The organism is Empedobacter sp. R132-2 (assembly GCF_030324375.1).
Taxonomy (GTDB): domain Bacteria; phylum Bacteroidota; class Bacteroidia; order Flavobacteriales; family Weeksellaceae; genus Empedobacter; species Empedobacter falsenii_B.
In genome coordinates, this window is sequence record NZ_JACAGG010000001.1 from 222,577 (window position 1) to 240,837 (window position 18,261).

13 protein-coding genes and 4 tRNA genes are annotated in these 18,261 nt (G+C 31.9%); 10 read left to right on the forward strand and 7 right to left on the reverse strand.

The genetic code is table 11. The features are described 5' to 3' along the window. Positions 1–117: 117 nt before the first annotated feature. Both HXZ69_RS01130 and HXZ69_RS01135 read left to right on the forward strand, forming a co-directional pair. Positions 118–2,190, forward strand: a complete 2,073-nt coding sequence (locus HXZ69_RS01130; RefSeq protein ID WP_286494742.1) for a carboxy terminal-processing peptidase — start codon at positions 118–120, stop codon at positions 2,188–2,190. Then, the gene (locus tag HXZ69_RS01135) at positions 2,190–3,302 is read left to right on the forward strand and encodes an ABC transporter permease (RefSeq protein ID WP_286494744.1); all 1,113 of its coding nucleotides are present in this window, start codon (positions 2,190–2,192) and stop codon (positions 3,300–3,302) included. Before HXZ69_RS01130 ends, HXZ69_RS01135 begins: the two co-directional genes overlap by 1 nt. A gap of 448 nt (positions 3,303–3,750) precedes the next feature. Here the strand turns inward: HXZ69_RS01135 and HXZ69_RS01140 are convergent, their stop codons facing one another. The 4 genes from HXZ69_RS01140 to HXZ69_RS01155 form a co-directional block, all read right to left on the reverse strand. Continuing rightward, entirely contained in the window at positions 3,751–4,164 is a 414-nt protein-coding gene (locus HXZ69_RS01140; RefSeq protein ID WP_286494745.1) for a GxxExxY protein, read from the reverse strand. A 180-nt stretch (positions 4,165–4,344) separates the two neighbouring features. After that, positions 4,345–4,728, reverse strand: a complete 384-nt coding sequence (locus tag HXZ69_RS01145; RefSeq protein WP_280045253.1) for an HU family DNA-binding protein — start codon at positions 4,726–4,728, stop codon at positions 4,345–4,347. A 145-nt stretch (positions 4,729–4,873) separates the two neighbouring features. After that, positions 4,874–6,142 (reverse strand): serine hydrolase domain-containing protein, encoded by a 1,269-nt coding sequence (locus HXZ69_RS01150; protein ID WP_286494747.1) that lies wholly within the window; start codon positions 6,140–6,142, stop codon positions 4,874–4,876. Between the two features lie 88 nt (positions 6,143–6,230). After that, on the reverse strand, positions 6,231–6,974 hold the full coding sequence (locus HXZ69_RS01155) for a TrmH family RNA methyltransferase (RefSeq protein ID WP_115001648.1): 744 nt from the start codon (positions 6,972–6,974) through the stop codon (positions 6,231–6,233). Between the two features lie 4 nt (positions 6,975–6,978). On the opposite strand from HXZ69_RS01155, the gene tamL reads away from it, so the two are divergent. From tamL to HXZ69_RS01195, 8 genes are all read left to right on the forward strand, one after another. Further along, a complete protein-coding gene (gene tamL, locus HXZ69_RS01160; protein WP_286494748.1) occupies positions 6,979–9,582 on the forward strand; it encodes a translocation and assembly module lipoprotein TamL in 2,604 nt (867 codons plus the stop codon). A gap of 37 nt (positions 9,583–9,619) precedes the next feature. Further along, the gene (gene fbaA / locus HXZ69_RS01165; RefSeq protein WP_286494749.1) at positions 9,620–10,687 is read left to right on the forward strand and encodes a class II fructose-bisphosphate aldolase; all 1,068 of its coding nucleotides are present in this window, start codon (positions 9,620–9,622) and stop codon (positions 10,685–10,687) included. 43 nt (positions 10,688–10,730) lie between these two features. After that, positions 10,731–11,579 (forward strand): acetyl-CoA carboxylase, carboxyltransferase subunit beta, encoded by an 849-nt coding sequence (gene accD / locus HXZ69_RS01170; RefSeq protein WP_115001651.1) that lies wholly within the window; start codon positions 10,731–10,733, stop codon positions 11,577–11,579. 88 nt (positions 11,580–11,667) lie between these two features. Next, a tRNA-Gly gene (locus HXZ69_RS01175) sits at positions 11,668–11,740 on the forward strand. Between the two features lie 35 nt (positions 11,741–11,775). After that, positions 11,776–11,859: transfer RNA gene (locus tag HXZ69_RS01180), tRNA-Leu, on the forward strand. A gap of 29 nt (positions 11,860–11,888) precedes the next feature. Continuing rightward, positions 11,889–11,961: transfer RNA gene (locus HXZ69_RS01185), tRNA-Gly, on the forward strand. A 24-nt stretch (positions 11,962–11,985) separates the two neighbouring features. Further along, positions 11,986–12,069 (forward strand) — tRNA-Leu (locus HXZ69_RS01190). An 89-nt stretch (positions 12,070–12,158) separates the two neighbouring features. Beyond that, a complete protein-coding gene (locus HXZ69_RS01195) occupies positions 12,159–13,406 on the forward strand; it encodes a YaiO family outer membrane beta-barrel protein (RefSeq protein WP_286494750.1) in 1,248 nt (415 codons plus the stop codon). Here the strand turns inward: HXZ69_RS01195 and HXZ69_RS01200 are convergent. The 3 genes from HXZ69_RS01200 to HXZ69_RS01210 all read right to left on the reverse strand — a co-directional run bounded on the left by HXZ69_RS01200 (position 13,403) and on the right by HXZ69_RS01210 (position 18,259). Next, positions 13,403–16,831: a sulfatase-like hydrolase/transferase gene (locus HXZ69_RS01200; protein ID WP_286494751.1), complete on the reverse strand. Its 3,429-nt coding sequence runs from the start codon at positions 16,829–16,831 to the stop codon at positions 13,403–13,405. The two genes, HXZ69_RS01195 and HXZ69_RS01200, sit on opposite strands and share 4 nt — an antisense overlap. Before the next feature lie 2 nt (positions 16,832–16,833). Further along, a complete protein-coding gene (locus tag HXZ69_RS01205; protein ID WP_286494752.1) occupies positions 16,834–17,805 on the reverse strand; it encodes a HEAT repeat domain-containing protein in 972 nt (323 codons plus the stop codon). 97 nt (positions 17,806–17,902) lie between these two features. Beyond that, the gene (locus HXZ69_RS01210; protein ID WP_180905097.1) at positions 17,903–18,259 is read right to left on the reverse strand and encodes a response regulator transcription factor; all 357 of its coding nucleotides are present in this window, start codon (positions 18,257–18,259) and stop codon (positions 17,903–17,905) included. Positions 18,260–18,261: the final 2 nt, after the last annotated feature.

Sequence of the window (18,261 nt, forward strand, 5' to 3'; positions counted from 1 at the left end):
GAAGGAGTCTTAAATTATTAATTTATATAATACCAACGCAATATGTTAATTAAAAAAACGTATGTATTACTATCGTTTTTATCAATGAGTTTGCTTGCTTTTTGCTTTTGCAAACCCATGTTAGACACAGATGAAGAAAGAGAAAAGTTAATCGTAAAAAATACACGAAACACCCTAACTTACCTACATTACAAACCTGCTACTGTAGATGATAAATTTTCGGAAAATGTTTTCAACAAATATTTAGAATACATTGATCCAAGCAAACGTTTTTTATTGCAATCTGATTATGATCTATTCAAAAAAGATTATCACAATTTAGATGATTATTACAAATCAGAAAACTTAGGTTTCTACAATTCTACCGTTGATACAATCTACAAACGTATTGCTGAAGCTGAAAAATATTCGATGGATGCCTTGTCAAAACCTTTTGATTTTAATCAAAAAGAGAATTTCAACATCGATTATAAAACATCAAAATTCGCGAAAGATAAAACCGAAGCGAAAGATTTGTGGCGCAAGTATTTGAAATACAACGTGATGTTAGAAATCATTTCAATGCAAGACGAATTAAAAGGTCAAAAGAAAGATACATTAGACAACTCTTCTTCTATAAAACCTATAAAAGATCCTTTGGCAGATGAGAAAAAGAAAATCACAAAAGATACGCCTTTTGCAGAAGTAGAAAAGATGGCGCGTGAAGAAGTTAAAGACTTGATTTCTGACTATTTCCGTCGTATAAAACAAACAAAACGCGAGAACTATTTTTCTATTTACATGAACTCGTTCACAGAACAATACGATCCGCACACAACATACTTCTCTCCAACAAGTAAAGAGGATTTCGAATTCGAAATGTCTGGACAAATGGAAGGAATTGGAGCCAAAATACAAGACAAAAGAGGTTACGCTACAATTGCTGAATTAATTGTTGGCGGACCAGCTTGGAAGAGCAATAAATTAGAAGTTGGTGACAAGATCATTAAAGTTGCACAAGGGAAAAATGGTGAAGCTAAAAACATCGTTGGGATGATTTTAAGCGATGCTATTCGCCTAATTAAAGGGAAGAAAGGAACAGAAGTTGTCTTGACTATTCAGAAAAAAGACGGTTCTCAACAAACAATCTCTTTGATTCGTGAAGTGATTGAATCAGAGGAAGTGTTTGCTCGCTCATCTGTTATTACGGACGAGAAGGGAGATAAATACGGAATCATCTATTTACCTGAGTTCTACACTCCAATGGGAAAAGAAGGCGGACGTTATCCTTCGGATGATATCAAGAAAGAAATTGATATATTGAAGAAAGAAAACATCAAAGGTCTTGTCTTCGATGTTAGAAATAATGGAGGAGGTTCTCTTGAAGAGGTAGTTAAAATCTCTGGATTGTTCATCAATCAAGGACCAATTGTTCAGGTGAGACGTTCGGACGGAATGCTTAAAATTCACGAAGACAAAGATAATTCTATCGCATACGACGGACCTTTAGTAGTAATGGTTAACGAGCTTTCTGCATCTGCGTCAGAGATTTTTGCTGCAGCAATGCAAGACTATGGTCGCGCTGTTATCGTGGGTTCTCCGCAAACCTTTGGTAAAGGTACTGTACAAACAATCTTGCCTTTAGATCGTCAGTCGGGAAGTGATGAGTTAGGCGCTATTAAGTTAACAATACAAAAATTCTACCGAGTAAACGGAGGTTCTACACAATTGAAAGGAGTTCAATCGGACATTGCATTAGTTGATCAATTCACTTACGAAGATATCAGCGAAGCTTCTCGTTCAGAAGCCTTGAACTGGGATCAAATCAAACCATTGGTTATTGCAAAATGGCCTTCTGCTTTCGATTTAGCGAAGATTAAAACGAACAGTAAAACTCGTTTGGCAAACAATGCTCACTTAGCATTAATGAACGAAAGTTTCAAGTTCATCAAATCAATGGAAGACGTAAAAGAGATTCCTTTGAACTTAGAAGATTACAAAACGTACCGTAAAACACGCGAAGATAAAATCAAGAAATTCGAAACTTTAGACAAGTATAAAAACAATTTCAAATTTACAATGAATCAAAACGATTTAGCAACTACTAAAACAGATACTGTTCTAAAAGCTAAACGTAACAATTGGTTCAAAGGAATGCAAAAAGACTTTTATTTAAACGAAGCTGTTAACGTTTTAAGAGACATTAAATAATGGAACAAGAAAACGGTTCATTTTCTCAAATCATATTCAATAAATTAAGAAAGAACACCCTTGGTGTTCTTTCTTTTAGTGTAATAGTATTAGCTGCAATCATTTCTATTTTTGCTTATGTCTTTGCGTCCGACAAAACGGAAAATGCAAACAGACAGGACCTAACCATTGCATATTCACCTATAGGTTATCAGCAAAAAACAATCGAAATCCCTTTACCTAATTATTCAGGAAAAACGAACTTTTCTGATTTTATATTCGGGAAAGAGATCGATACCGAACAAATAAGTATCACATCTTACAAAAGAGATGGACAAAGCATTACTTTTGTTCCATATATAGGGAACGGACTAAGTGGTGAAGCAGTAAAGATAGATTTGTCAACTTGGACAAAGCATAACATCAAAAAGCAAGATATAGAGAAAGATTTTATCTACACAAAAACCTATTTACTTGGAACAGATTCTTACGGAAGAGACTTTTATTCAAGGTTAATTATCGGGACAAGAATTTCTTTTCTTATCGGGTTTATCGCTGTTTTCATTTCATTAGTTGTCGGAATCTCCTTGGGCGCTCTTGCAGGTTATTACAAGGGACGAACAGATAACATTATAATGTGGTTGATAAACGTTGTGTGGTCTATCCCAACATTACTATTGGTTATTGCAATTACCTTAGCTATTGGAAAAGGTTTTTGGCAGATATTTATCGCAGTTGGACTAACGATGTGGGTAGAAGTTGCACGTGTAGTTCGTGGACAATTCCTATCGTACAGAGAAAAAGAATTCGTAGAAGCATCAAAAGCTTTAGGATTTTCGGACACAAGAATTATCTTCAACCAAATATTACCTAATGTCATTGCTCCTATTATCGTTATATCTGCTGCCAATTTTGCTTCGGCAATTTTAGTAGAAAGTGGTCTTAGTTTTCTTGGAATTGGTGCACAACCTCCTACTCCGTCTTGGGGAAATATCATAAAAGAACATTATAATCATATTATTTTAGGGAAACAACATTTGGCAATTCTACCAGGGTTAGCTATTATGTTATTGGTTCTTGGGTTTAATATCTTTGGGAATGTATTGCGAGATATTATGGATATTAAACAATAAGAAGCTTATAAAGTTTTATACTTTTCTCTTTTTTATACTTTAAAACACAAGTTATATCTTTATCTATGTCTCTATGTGGTTAATATTTTATCTTTTTTAACCACATAGAGACATAGGTTAAATATTTATAAAGATTAAAATAGATATTTTATTTTCACAATAGATTTATAGAAGTTTATCATTATTAATCAAAGTCTATATTTCTATGTGGTTAATAATATATCTAAATAAAAAATAAAACTTTCCTTTTCTAACCACATAGATAAATAGGTTAAATATTTATAAAGATTAGAATAGACTTATAGTTTTCACTGTAGTTTTAATTAAGTTAATAACTGAAAATTTATAAACAAATCACAATTAATCAATTTCTATGTTTCTATGTGGTTAATATTTTACCAAAACAAAATTTAAAACCTATCTGTTTTTACAATATAAATACATCGGTTTAATAATTTGGAAGATGAGTAAAAAACTCATTAACATACGTTTTTTGTCCTTCATTAAATATGTTAAAACAATTGAAGTTGATTAATATTCCTTTTGGACATTTCAGTAGTTTCATATAAGTTAATAATTGAGCTTCATAAGCAAGAACAATATCTTGCACAGCTTTTAACTCAACAACTATACTATTTTCTACATAGAGGTCACAACGAAAATCAAGATCAAGTAGTTTTTCTTTATAGACAACTGGAATCTTCATTTCTGTGAGAAAATTTATTTTCCTATGATTTAACTCTTCTTTTAAGCATTGATGATAAACACTTTCTAATAATCCTCTACCCATTATTTTATGAACATCTATAGCAGAACCTATTATTTCATAAGTTAATTCATCTAAATATTTTTTAGTTTTCATAGTCTATGTTTCTATGTTGTTAATGATTATTCAATTGAGATATAAATAAACTTTTTATAAAACCTCCTTATCTTTTATATAAAACCTAAGGAGATTTTAAACAAAACGTCAAGTGATTTTAATGAAAACCACTTGACGTTTTATATTTACTTCAATTAGAAGTTAGAAAAATTATCTCAACTATTTCTTTTTCTCATACTTTAAAGTAGCTAAAGTATCTCGTAAATCTAGACCAGGTCTAAAAAGTATTTTAGCACTTTTTATAGAAGAAGAATTTACTTTGTTCATTGCATCCATTCCTTCGCTACTTATACTTATTTGAAAAGAACCAAAATCTCCTAAGCGAACAATCTTTCCATCAGACAAATGTTTCGATAACATTTTAGCCAAATCAATCAATGTTGCATACACATCACTCTCACTAATAGATGAGGTTTGCGCAATTTCTTTACTCAAATTTCGAAGTGATACTTCACCATCTGCAATAGAATTTGCGTAGAACTTTTTAGGCGCCATAGGATCTCCTGGGTAAGCCTTCTGAATAACGTTGTATTTTACAGCCATAATTAAAAGTATTTACATATTAATAGTTAATTATCTCTAAGTTAATACTTTATATTTAATTAACAAAATAAAACTATTGATTATCAATAAAATACATTATATCATAAAAATAAAAAAGGCTTTCTTATATAAGAAAGCCTTGCTATTATCTTGAAACTTTGGTCGAAAGTTTTGCTGTTGTTTTTGGTACAATTGGTTTTTGATGCAATCTCATCGAATCTTTATTTGGTGCTTTTAGCGGATAAGTTCCTGTAAGTCCAGCCAATTTAAATGCACTATATATATTCTTATTCTGCTTGTTTCCTAATGCAATTACCGTAAATTGATTGTTAACATCGTGTACAAAAACTGTGTTATTCCCGTGCCACCAACCATTGTGATACAATAATTTTTTACCATTGTCATATTCTAACAAGCGCATTCCAAGCCCATAATTTTTGAAACCTTTCTGCTCGTAACTATATCCTTTGAAAGCTTCTTTCTTAATCTTCTTCGGTAAAAAATCGTCTGAATACATGGCAACATCTAACTTGTAAAGATCTCTTGGCGTTGAGTAGATATTTTTGTCTCCATACGTGCGGTCAAAATCATCCCAAGCCCACTCGTAACCATTGTATTTGTAAGAACGAGCTACTGTATCTTTATCGCGATCATACTCAAAAACAAAGGTGTTATTCATCTCAAGAGGGTCAAAAACCATGTATTTCATTGCTTTCGGATAAGGTATTTTCATAATCTTTTCGATTACTAAAGCAAGGAAAGCGAAGTTGGTGTTCGAGTAATAAAACCCTTTGTCTGCGGGACGAATTTGTTTAACGTCAAATTCTCTAAAGATATCTAACACATCTTGATTAGAAATTGGTTTCTCGCGATCCATCATTACCTTCTTGTTATTCCACAAAACGTTGGCATAATTTGGCAAACCACTGCGGTGATTTAGCAAATTACGAACCGTGATATCGTCGTAAGGAAAACCTTCTAATATTGTATTTACTTTTTGATCTAATTTGATTTTACCTTTCTCGACCAGCTTAAGTATCGCCATAGATGTAAAAACTTTCGAGATAGATGCTATGTGAATAGGCGTTTCGGCAGTGATTGGACGCTTATGTCTTTCGTCTGCCATCCCTTGATATTGCTCTAAAAGTACTTGCCCATTCTTCACAACCAACAAACCTCCGCTCACTTTCCCGTCAACCCAAAAGTCTTTATAATAGGTGTTTAGTTTATTTCTGTAATCATTAAGTTCTGCTTGTGTGTACTTCATTGGCTTGAAATCTGCTTTCCAATCCAACGAATCATAGCGCAAAGCATGAGGATCCTTCTTTCTAACTTCTTCTTTTTGTTCGTTTTTCTTGCTACAGCTTCCCATAAACAGCATTGCAGAAGCAAGAACAACCGCTACATATTTCATGTGTTTTTTCTTAATCTTATTGTTTGTTTCTACTAAAGTATATATTTATTTGTGGAATAGTTACCCGTTTAGAAACATTAAGTTTTTTTTATGATTTGTGCGAAAGTTGAGACTTAAACTCGCCTAAGATGACACTTGTTGCAACAGCTACGTTGAGACTTTCGGTAGAACCATTTTTCCCAAAGAACGGAATACTTAGTTTATTTGTCGTTAACTTCTCGATTTCTGGAGAAATTCCATTCGCTTCGTTCCCCATTACCAAGATACCTTCTTGTGGAAGTGTTTGTTCATAAATAGATTCTCCTTCCATAAAAGTCCCGAAAATGTTTCCTTTATAGTCAGACAAGTATTTCTCCAAATCGATATAATGAACTTTCACTCGTGTAAAAGAGCCCATTGTCGACATCACAACTTTTGGGTTGTACATATCAACAGATTCTTTGGTACACAAAATATCCTCTACACCAAACCAATCAGCCAAGCGGATAATTGTTCCTAAATTACCTGGATCTCGAATATCATCCAAAGCAATACTTAAACCATTCAACTTGATGTTTTCGTTATAATTAGGTAATTCACAAAGTGCTAAACCTACATTCGGAGTAGTTAAGAAACTGATCTTTTTCAAGTCTTTTTCTTCAATAAAAGTCTTTTTGATATGTGTAGCTTCTGGCCAAAAGTCTTCAGTTATAAATAATTCTTTAATATTTATAGAACTTTTTATAACTTCCCCAATATTTTTAACACCTTCTACGACAAACAAATTATATTTTTGTCTATATTTTTTAGAACCCAGAGAAGTTATTATCTTAATAACGTTATTTGATAACATATTTATGCAAAAAAAAATTACAACAAATATAACACTTATCTCTTGTTTAGGTTTACTTTTTTATAGCTGTAGTACAACTAAAAAAGTACCTGAAGGAGAATATTTGTTTGTAAAGAACAAATTTATCTACGATAAAGAAGATCCCGATATTAAGAAGAAAAAAACTATAATCAACAAAGATTTAAGTGATTATGTGAAACAAAAACCAGCTGGTAAGTTCCTTGGTTTTTTCCCTCTTTGGCAATGGGTTTATAATTGGTCTCCTGCAAAATTTGATGAAACTTTTCAGGAATATTATCGACAAGATGCTTCGGTTCGTAACCAAAAATTATTGGACAGTTTACTAACGAAGAATAATCTTAGCGAATATGTTGGGCACAGTTTATGGAAAGAACGTCTTTATTATAGTCAAGGTGAGGCTCCAGTTTTGTTGGATGAACAACAATCAGAATTTTCGGCAAAGAACTTAAATAGATTATTTCATGACAAAGGTTATTTCGATTCGAAAGTAGCTGTTTCCTATAATAAAGATTCTGTTGCGAAAAAAGCAGAAACTATTTATGATATTAAGTTAGGGGAACCTTCTTATATCGAAACATATGATCAAAAAATATCTGATCAAAAAATAGAAGAATATCTTAATTCTTCTATTGGAAAACAAACTGTTTTGCATGCTGGAGATCAATATAATTTTGACAAATTTGAGGAAGAACGCGATCGTATCATCGATTTGTTAAAGAATAGAGGTTACTATGATTTTAATGATTCGGGCGAAGATTTATATTTTGAAGCGGATACATTAAAAAGTAACAAACGCCTTGATGTAACGATGTTTATTGATAAATATATTCAAGATTCTTTGAAAACGGATAGTATTACACCTTTTACGCAATACCGTTTTGGGAAGATAAATATTTATGCAGATTCTCGCAGTTTTGTTGATGATGAAAGTAAATTAATCAAAGAAGAATATAAAGATTATAACGTTTTATATACAAAAGAACCAGAATATCGACCAAAATATTTTACAGATGCATTTGTAATTCGTCCTGGTCAACTATATCGTCAACGACAAGAAATTCAGACAAAACGTAATATTTTCAAGAAAGAAAACATTAACTTACATGGATTCAGAATTAATAAACAAGATTCTATCCTAAATGTAGACGTTTTCTTTACACCAAAAAAGAAATATGACTTGAATCTCTTTGTCGAAAGTTATGCTTCTCGCTATATGAACTTTGCAATTTCTCCCGGAATGACTTTAACTTCGAGAAATCTATTTGGAGGAGGAGAAAATTTAGAAACAACTTTGAAAGGAACTTTAGGTTCTGTCAACAAAGATTTCTCAATGAATAAAGCATTCTTAAATGCTTACGAAATCGCTATCGAAACAAAGTTGAAATTTCCTTATTTATTAACACCAATTAATCTTGATAATATTTTACCAAAACGTTTTACTGCCGAATCTGCTATTCGAATGAATGCAAGTACGCAGAAAAATGTAGGTTTAGACAAAACGACTTATGGTTTTGGTTTTGATATGGATATTTCGAGTTCGGAGTTTCAACACAAAGTTTCTTTGTTTAACACAGAATTTATTAGTAACCGAAAAAAAGATCGCTATTATGAAGTGTTTACAAAAGATAATAATACAAAAAACGAAGTAAAAGATTTATACTACGCATACAATCCTAATGCACCAATTTATCTAACGGACGATGAATTAACAGACGCAATCGAGGCTGACAAAGGATTCCAAAGTTCATTAACTGGAGAAAACGCAAAGTTGTATGTTGATTTTGAGAATATGTTATATAGAAAAGCTAATATTTCCCAAAATGTATTAATCAACTCTTTTATCTATCAATTTACATTTAATCAAGAAAATTCATTTCGACCAAAAAGTAATCCTTGGTTTATTCAAGCGAGAATTGAATTAGCCGGAAATGTATTAAGAGGTTTAGACAAAGCTTTTGGCTTTAATAAAGCTGAACCTGATCGAGACGGAAATCAAGCAGGTTTGATCTTTGGAATTCCTTATTCTCAATTCGTAAAATTTGATGTGGATGTTAGACGAAAATTCAAATTAAATTCAAATTCTAGCGTAGCGGGACGTTTCTTATTCGGAATCATTCAACCATATGGAAACTCAGATGTTGCACCCTTCGTAAGAAGTTATTCGGCTGGAGGAGCAAATGATGTTCGTGGTTGGGCACCGTTAACTTTAGGTCCTGGAAGTAAACCACGTATCGATTCTAAAAATCAAAGTTTAGAATTTGAAAGCATGAAATTGTTATTCAATGCTGAATATCGCTTCAATCTTTTTGGAAGTTTGGAAGGTGCATATTTTCTTGATGCTGGTAATATTTGGGGTGTTAATAAAAATCGTCCAGAAACATTATTTAAGTTCAAAGATTTTTACAAAGAATTCGGAATTGGTTCTGGATTAGGTTTCCGTTATCACATTGGTACGTTTGCAATTGTAAGATTTGATTTAGGTTACAAAATTTATGACCCTTCTTACGAATTGGGTGATCGCTGGCAATTTGACAATTTTAATTTGCTTAAACCAAGAATCCACTTCGGAATTAATTATCCTTTCTAAAAAAACATCTATATTTGTTTCACAAAATACTAACATAATGAGCAGAAAATTTCCTGCCGGTGTTGCTACCGGTTCATTAGTTCAAGACATTATCAATGATGCAAAAGCAAATCAATACGCTTTACCAGCGTGTAATGTCATCGGTTCAGATACTATTAACGCTGCAATGGAAGCTGCAGTTGAAGTAAACTCTCCGGTTATTATTCAATTTTCTAACGGAGGTGCTGCTTTTAATGCCGGAAAAGGATTAAAAGGAGAAAATCAACTTTCTGCTATCAAAGGTGCTATTGCGGGAGCAAAACATATTCACACTTTAGCTGAGTCTTACGGAGCTACTGTAATTTTACATACAGACCACTGTGCAAAAAAATTATTGCCTTGGATTGATGGAATTATGGACGCTAACGAAGAACATTTTAATAAATTCGGAAAGACTTTATTTAGTTCTCACATGTTAGATTTATCTGAAGAGCCTTTAGAAGAAAACGTAGAAAAGTGCAAAAGATACTTAGAAAGAATGTCTAAAGTTGGAATGACTTTGGAGATGGAATTAGGTATTACAGGTGGAGAAGAAGATGGTGTTGACAATTCTAATGTTGATAACTCTTTATTATACACTCAACCAGAAGAAGTTGCTTACGTTTACGAAAACTTAAAATCAGTTTCTGATAATTTCTGGATTGCAGCAGCATTTGGTAATGTACATGGTGTTTACAAACCAGGAAATGTTGTTTTGACTCCAAAAATTTTAGATAACTCTCAAAAATACATCAACGAAAAGTATGGTGTAGACAACGCTGTAAACTTCGTATTCCACGGAGGTTCTGGTTCTACTTTAGAAGAAATTAGAGAAGCAATTAGCTACGGAGTTATCAAAATGAATATTGATACAGATTTACAATATGCATTTATGGAAGGAATTCGTAAATATTTTGACGAAAATGCAGCTTATTTACAAGGACAAATTGGAAACCCAGAAGGTCCAGAATCTCCTAACAAAAAATATTATGATCCACGCGTGTGGTTAAGAGCTGGAGAAGTTACTTTTAAAGACAGATTAATTCAAGCTTTCCACGATTTAAATAATGTTAATACTTTAGGATAATCTTTTTACTAAGATTATTCTTATCCAAATAAAAACAGAGAATATGCCTTGGTTTATTAGAAGCAAGAAAAATATTACAACGCCTACAGAGTCTAAAAAAGACGTTAAAAAAGGCTTATGGTACAAAACACCATCAGGAAAAATTATTGAAACTGAAGAACTAAAAGCAAATGCGTATGTAAGTCCAGAGGATGATCATCACGTACAAATTGGTTCTCAAGAATACTTCGATATCTTATTTGATGATAGTAAATTCACAGAATTAGATACAAAAGTAGAAAGTAAAGACCCATTAAATTGGACAGATACAAAACCTTATAAAGATCGTTTAAAAGAGATTAAAAAGAAAACGGGAATGACAGATTCTATTCGCAATGCGACTGGAAAAATTCATGGACGTGACATTACAATTTCTTGTATGGATTTCAAATTTATTGGAGGTTCTTTAGGATCTGTAATGGGAGAAAAAATTGCACGTGCAATTGATTATTCTATCAAAAACAAAACTCCATTCGTAATTATTACACAATCTGGTGGTGCACGTATGATGGAAGCTGCAATTTCGTTGATGCAATTAGCTAAAGTAGAAGCTAAATTAATTCAATTAGCAGATAACAACATTCCTTATATTACAATCTTAACAAATCCATCTTTTGGAGGAATTACAGCTTCTTTCGGATCAATTGGTGACGTTATCATGGCAGAGCCAGGAGCATTAATTGGATTCGCTGGACCACGTGTTATCAAAGAAACTATTGGTAGAGATTTACCAGAAGGATTCCAAACTTCTGAATTTTTATTAGAAAAAGGCTTCGTTGATATGATCGTTCATCGTAAAAAGATGAAAGATAAAATAAAAGAAGTAGCTGATATGTTAATGCCTATCAACTAATTAAAATAAGTGCAAATATTTTTTTAAAATTTTATTCAAATTTGATTTGGATTATTAGAAATTGATTTTATATATTTGCACTCCAATCGCGAGAATAGCTCAGCTGGTAGAGCGCAACCTTGCCAAGGTTGAGGTCGCGGGTTCGAGCCCCGTTTCCCGCTCTTTGAAATATAAAAATTCATAAAAATCAAATTTTGCCTTGGTGGTGGAATTGGTAGACACGCAGGACTTAAAATCCTGTGTCCATTAGGACGTGCGGGTTCAAGTCCCGCCTGAGGTACTTTTTAATTTGATTTTTACAATTTACACGCGGGAATAGCTCAATTGGTAGAGCGTCAGCCTTCCAAGCTGAATGTTGCGGGTTCGAGTCCCGTTTCCCGCTCTAACTTCTTTCTTAGAAGTGGATGCCTTGGTGGTGGAATTGGTAGACACGCAGGACTTAAAATCCTGTGTCCATTAGGACGTGCGGGTTCAAGTCCCGCCTGAGGTACAACAAAGCTCAAGAATTTATTTTCTTGAGCTTTTTTTATGCTCTAAATAATTATATCTTTATACTCATAAAAAAACTCGTTTTACCATATGATTCAAAAATCATTTCTAAGAAAAACACTCTTTACTCTTACCTTTTTACCTTTATTTTCGTATAGCCAAGAATCGAAAAGTTCGGATGATTTATTTCAAGAAGCGCGTCACAAAGCTTTCGAAGAAAAAGATTATACAACTGCCAAGAAACTTGCATTACAAGCGTCGGATCAGTCGCCAGAATACACAGATATCGCTGTTTTTTTGGGACGAATATATACGTGGAATGATGAAACCGAAGAAGCGAGAAAAGTTTTTCAGAATGTTGAAAAAAACATGGATCCCTCTACCGATTTCTATTTAGCCTACACATCACTTGAATATTGGAATGATAATTATACAGAAGCCGTTTCTATTATTGATCGTGGATTAATTAAATATCCTAAAAATGAAGAATTATTGTTATTGAAAGCAAAAGTTCTTAATTCGAATAATGCTTATGAAGAAGCTTCAAAAACAATCAAAGAATTATTAGCGATCAATCCTAAAAATACTGAAGCACGCGAATTAGCAAATCGAATCGAAATCAATAATACTAAAAATGCAATTAGTGTAAATTATAATTACTCACATTTTGACAAGCAATTTGCAGATGATTGGCATCAAGTTTCGGTTAGTTATAAAAGACAAACTTCACTTGGTTCATTAATTTTTAAAATGAATTACGCAAACAAATTTAAAGATAACGGTGTTCAATATGAAATAGAAGCTTATCCAAGACTTTCTAATACATTTTACATGTACGTTGGTGGTGGATATTCCGAAAGTGATGGAATTTTCCCTAAATATCGCACAGGAGCTTCTCTTTACGCTAATTTACCTAAAAGTTTTGAAGCCGAGTTAGGTTATCGTCAACTTCATTTTTCGGATGATGTTTGGATGTTTACAGGATCAATTGGAAAATATTATAAAAATTATTGGTTCAATTTACGTGCATTTGTGACACCAAGTAACAACAACATTTCGCATTCGTATACATTCACAACGCGTTATTATACGGGCGATGCAAACAATTATTTAAGCTTAGCAATTGGTACAGGTATTTCGCCAGAAGATTTTAACAATAATCTTTTAGAGGACACAACTTACAAATTGAAGTCCTTCAAAATTGGAGCAGATTATAATTTTTCAATCAATGATTTAAATTTAATTTCAATTGGTGCGAATTATTACAATCAAGAATATCGTCCAAATCAAAAAGGAAATCAATTTGATGTAAGCGTTTCTTACAGCCGAAAATTCTAATTGATATAACGATTAAATATAGAATCAGGAACCATTTTTTGAGTATTTTTCAAATAATGGTTTTTTGTTTTAAAACTTTTCAATCGATTTTTCAACTCTATTTCCATTTTCGAATTTTGTTCAAAATCTTCTGTTAAATTCTTTTCGATTCGATATAATTTCCCTCCTGACAAATGATAATTCTGGAAAACATAATCATCCAAAATATTTTTATTCTGCATCAACGGAACGCCTTGTTTTCTATAATTTGCTTTACCGTTTTCTAAATTCTGCCCCATCCAAGTCACATAATTCGGTAATTTCAATTTATACGAATCTCTAAAATATGTCACAAAAGTTGGTGCAACATCAAAATGCGTTACAATGTTTGACATCTTTTTCGGTGACTTTAACAAAGAAGAATAGACAATAATCGGAACATGAAAACGATCAATCTTTGTTTCCATCGGAACTTCAGGCATTCGATGATCTCCAGTAATCACAAAAATAGTTTGATTAAAATCTGAACGTTTTTGATAAGCTTCGAAAAAGTTTTTTACAGCTTCATCAACACTCAAAAAAGTAACCAATTGTTGTTTATATTTTTTTACTGTCGTCAAAGTTATCGCATCATAATTTCGGGATTTAATCAAAGTTTCAAACTGTTTATTATATTTCTCAACATTGTTTATTAAGAAAGGACTATGCGTCGCTAACGTCATCAAAACATTAAAATACGGTTGATTATTTTCTTTCTGCGTTGCTAAATATTTTTTGAACACTGAATGATCGTCAAACCCCCAAGAAAATCCATTATTTGATGGAATTTTAGCATAATTATTTTCGTAATCATTTTCATCAATAATTGTTTCAACACCCGAATAATTCAAATATTTTGACATAAAATCAAAATCAGCATCACCACCGTAAAAATAACCAGTTTTATAACCATTACTTTTTAACAAATTATACAAATTGAAATGTTGAGGTAAGTTTTTTTGTTCCATAAAACCATTTTCAGCAAATGGCAAAGACCCCGTCAATCCAGGTAAAACTCCATATGTTCTTCCCGTCGTGCTTAATCCATTTTCCCAATACAAACTCTTTTTCGAAAGCTGATCGATATATGGTGTAAAAGAACCTAAATATGCAACTTCGTTACTAAAAGCTCGTCCCAAACCTTCAATCACAATAAAAACAACATTCGGTTTTTCTGTTGTTAGATTAAATTGATCCGCGAAGAAATTTTTGTTCTCATCTTGATACAAAAATGGATAATTAGTTTTATCAAAATAATGTCGATTATCTTCATTATTTGAACTCGAATTTGAGTTTAAAAAATCAATTTCTGAAAGTTTATCTTCTGCATATTGTTCAATCGAGTTTGAGAAAAAATAAGACGATTTACTCAAAATTAGATTAGATGAAAACTCATCATTTTGAGAACTTTTTAAATCCAAATTAATTGGAACAATAAGCGATAAAAAACTCAAAATTATTAATGGTAATTGAAGAATTTTTTGGTTAATTTTTAATCTATAACTGTAAATAAATATCGTTGTTAAAATAGCAATTACAGCAATTGATAAAAGGATACTTATTGTATTTACAACACCTGATGCTCCAATAATTAATTTCAATTCTTCGAACGTATAAGAAAACAAATCTGAACCTAATAAATTGAGCGTTGTTTGAAAATATTTAATCAATAAAACATTTGAAATGATTAAAAAAGAATACGCAAAAATGATCCATTTTTTTGCCCAACTTATCGAATAAAATTGCAGTAAAAAATATGCAAAACTTACCACAAAAATACTATCTAAAGCAAAATCGATATTATGTACGAATAAATCAAAAAATAAAGTTTGATTAGAAGTTGTTGTAAGATTTTCTTGATAAAGATAAAATTCAAGAATTGATGACAATCCAAAAATTAAAAAATATATCAGTGAAATAAACGTAGTTTGCTGAACTAAATTAATAAATCCAAGTTTCAGTTTTTGCCAAATAGATAATTCTTTCGCTTGATTTCCTCCAAAACCTTGTCGCGTCATTTCTCCCCACGAATTATTTTTGAGAAAGAAATCCTTCACCCCTTTCACGCCTGCCATCACAACCAACGGATGAAATGTAAACGGCTCTATAAACGCCGTAAAAAATAATTTCGGAATATCCCCTTTTTTGTGATAAACATTGTACGTCATCAAATCAATCAGAATAGCATAAATCGAATATAAAATTCCATAAAGCAATACAAAAGCCATCAAAGGAAAGAAAATATGCCAATTAATAAATCCTAAAAAGAATAAAACTACGAAAATGATCCAACCAATATATTCAATAATCGGTCCTAAAAATTCGAAGAAAAACCAATACGGATAACTCATCATTCCAAGTTTTCCATATTTAGGATTGAAAAATAAAATACGATGTTTCCACAAGGTTTCTATCGTTCCACGCATCCAACGATTGCGTTGTTTTGTTAAAATTTCTTTACTTTCTGGCACTTCTGTCCAACAAAGCGGATCGGGAATATTCACCACTTTATAGGCCAATTTTTGTTCGTGCATATAACGTCGCATTCGCACAACAAGCTCCATATCTTCACCAACTGTATCGTGATCGTAACCGCCACACTGGAGTACAATTTCACGATCAAAAGCACCAAAAGCACCCGAAATCAGCATCAAACCATTGGCGCGCGACCACGCCATTCTTCCCAAAAGAAATGCTCGAATATATTCTAACGCTTGCGCTCTTCCTAAACGAGTTTTTGGCAAATTAACATCGACAATTTTACCATCTACAATTGTACAATTATTCGCCAAACGAATTACGCCTCCACATGCAATTACTTTTGCTTTTGCTTCATCCATAAACGGTTTTGCTAGCTTCAGAATCGCATCTTGTTCTAAAATACAATCGACATCAATACAAACAATATAATCGTTTGCTGCAATATTAATTCCGACATTTAGCGCATCCGATTTTCCTCTATTTACTTTGTCAACAATAATTAATTTCTTGAAAACAGGATTTGTACTTTTATAAATTGCATTAATTGGTTTCGTTTCTATATTTCCTTCAACGAAATAATCAATTTTAATCAAATCATACGCTTCAATTAATCGTTGCAACGAATCATCTTTGGAACCATCATTTACAATAATAATTTCGAGTTGATTGTAATACAACGACAACAAAGAACGCACGTTCTCCACAATCGTTGCACCTTCATTATAAGCGGGCGCAATAAGGCTAAAAGTTGGCGCATTTGGCGATGTTGCAATAAGCGAATAATCTGTAAAACTGTTTTTTCGTATATAAGATTTTATCGCTCCTTTTGCATAAAAACCTATCCATCCATAGACTAAAATTAATAGGATTGAATAAAAAAGGAAGCCGTAAATAAAAAAATCGAAAGCCGTTTCTAGCCAATTCATGATTAGTTTTCTTGGATAATTTGATTAATAATTTGTTTTAATTCAGGAGAGTTTGATTGATGTGCAAGTTTTTGTAAATTGGTTTTTGAACAACAATTATTTAACGCTCTTACACTTGCTTTTTTGACAGAAAATGAAGGATTTTCCTTTGCTTGAGTTTCTAAGAATGTGTTATTTTCTGGATTAGAAATTTTATCTAAGGCTTTTAAAATTTGAATTTGAAACTTTTCGTTACAAGTTTGATATTGTTCAATCAATAGCTTTGAAGTTGAATCGTCTTCGATTCTGACTAATGTTTTAATTGTTTCTTCCACAACTTTTTCATCAGAATCATGCAAATTATCTGCGACCAAATCGTGCATTTGCAACAATTGAAACTTGCGTATTAATTTCATTGCAAGAATTTTCACACTTTGATTAGGTGATTTTAACCAATTTGAAATTATGATATCAACCTCATCATTATTCGGTAAAATTGTAATTGCATCCAACAACTTCAATTGTTGCCAATCCGTCAATTGCTCCTGTAAATTGTCTAAAAAAAATAATCCTTCGAAACCCGAAAATTTTGCTAAACCATATTGCGCTTCAGATCGTACTAAATCATTTTTATGTTGTAACATACTTTTGATTTTCGGTAAAGTTTCATCATTATTCATCGCCGTAACTTCCTGTATTGCTTCAGCAATTTCATGATTTTTTTGACTATTTAATTTCTGTAAGGATATTTTTTTTAATTGATAATGGTCAAATAAATTTTGAATACTTTCTTTTGAATTTCCAGAAAAATTTTGTTCCGCTTTTAATAATTTTTTGATAAAATAATGTTTGAATGAACTTGATTTCAAATAATCCGTAAAATCAGTATTCGAATTGGATTGCTCATCCAAAATTGTTTCATAAATTTCTTGATCAATAATCGCATTCCACTTATTTTTCTTAGTAATGATTTTATACTCAATTATACTTTTCAACAATGTATAAATGATTATCAAAAAAAGTAAAATAAGCAGAATATAAATTCCTACGACTAACTCGGAATAGGTTATTATTTGTAGGATAATCATGCTTTTATTTTAGCAATTTCTTCACGCGAACCGACAATTCAATAGGACTAAATGGTTTCACCATAAAATCATTTGCACCCAAATTAAATGCTTCCACTACCACATCTTCTTGCCCTAAAGAAGACAAAATAATCATTGGTGTTTCGGAATTCTTACTTTTTCTAACAGCACTAATAATCTCCAAACCAGACGCAAAAGGCATCATAATATCGGTAATAATCAAATCAATATCTTCAGTCTCAATCTTACTGATTGCTTCTTTTCCATTTCGTGTTAAAACAACTTTGTAACCTTCTTTTTTCAGTTTGTGCTCAATTGTTTTTAAAATCAATTCATCGTCTTCGGCAATTAAAATCTGCATAA

Excerpts from the sequence above, each read along its gene's own strand:
- HXZ69_RS01140 (WP_286494745.1), bottom strand. The coding sequence starts at position 4,164 with ATGAAAACTAAAAAATATTTAGATGAATTAACTTATGAAATAATAGGT.
- HXZ69_RS01135 (WP_286494744.1), top strand. The coding sequence starts at position 2,190 with ATGGAACAAGAAAACGGTTCATTTTCTCAAATCATATTCAATAAATTA.
- HXZ69_RS01195 (WP_286494750.1), top strand. The coding sequence starts at position 12,159 with ATGATTCAAAAATCATTTCTAAGAAAAACACTCTTTACTCTTACCTTT.
- HXZ69_RS01155 (WP_115001648.1), bottom strand. The coding sequence starts at position 6,974 with ATGTTATCAAATAACGTTATTAAGATAATAACTTCTCTGGGTTCTAAA.
- HXZ69_RS01130 (WP_286494742.1), top strand. The coding sequence starts at position 118 with ATGTTAGACACAGATGAAGAAAGAGAAAAGTTAATCGTAAAAAATACA.
- HXZ69_RS01210 (WP_180905097.1), bottom strand. The coding sequence starts at position 18,259 with ATGCAGATTTTAATTGCCGAAGACGATGAATTGATTTTAAAAACAATT.
- accD (WP_115001651.1), top strand. The coding sequence starts at position 10,731 with ATGCCTTGGTTTATTAGAAGCAAGAAAAATATTACAACGCCTACAGAG.
- fbaA (WP_286494749.1), top strand. The coding sequence starts at position 9,620 with ATGAGCAGAAAATTTCCTGCCGGTGTTGCTACCGGTTCATTAGTTCAA.
- tamL (WP_286494748.1), top strand. The coding sequence starts at position 6,979 with ATGCAAAAAAAAATTACAACAAATATAACACTTATCTCTTGTTTAGGT.
- HXZ69_RS01200 (WP_286494751.1), bottom strand. The coding sequence starts at position 16,831 with ATGAATTGGCTAGAAACGGCTTTCGATTTTTTTATTTACGGCTTCCTT.
- HXZ69_RS01150 (WP_286494747.1), bottom strand. The coding sequence starts at position 6,142 with ATGAAATATGTAGCGGTTGTTCTTGCTTCTGCAATGCTGTTTATGGGA.
- HXZ69_RS01145 (WP_280045253.1), bottom strand. The coding sequence starts at position 4,728 with ATGGCTGTAAAATACAACGTTATTCAGAAGGCTTACCCAGGAGATCCT.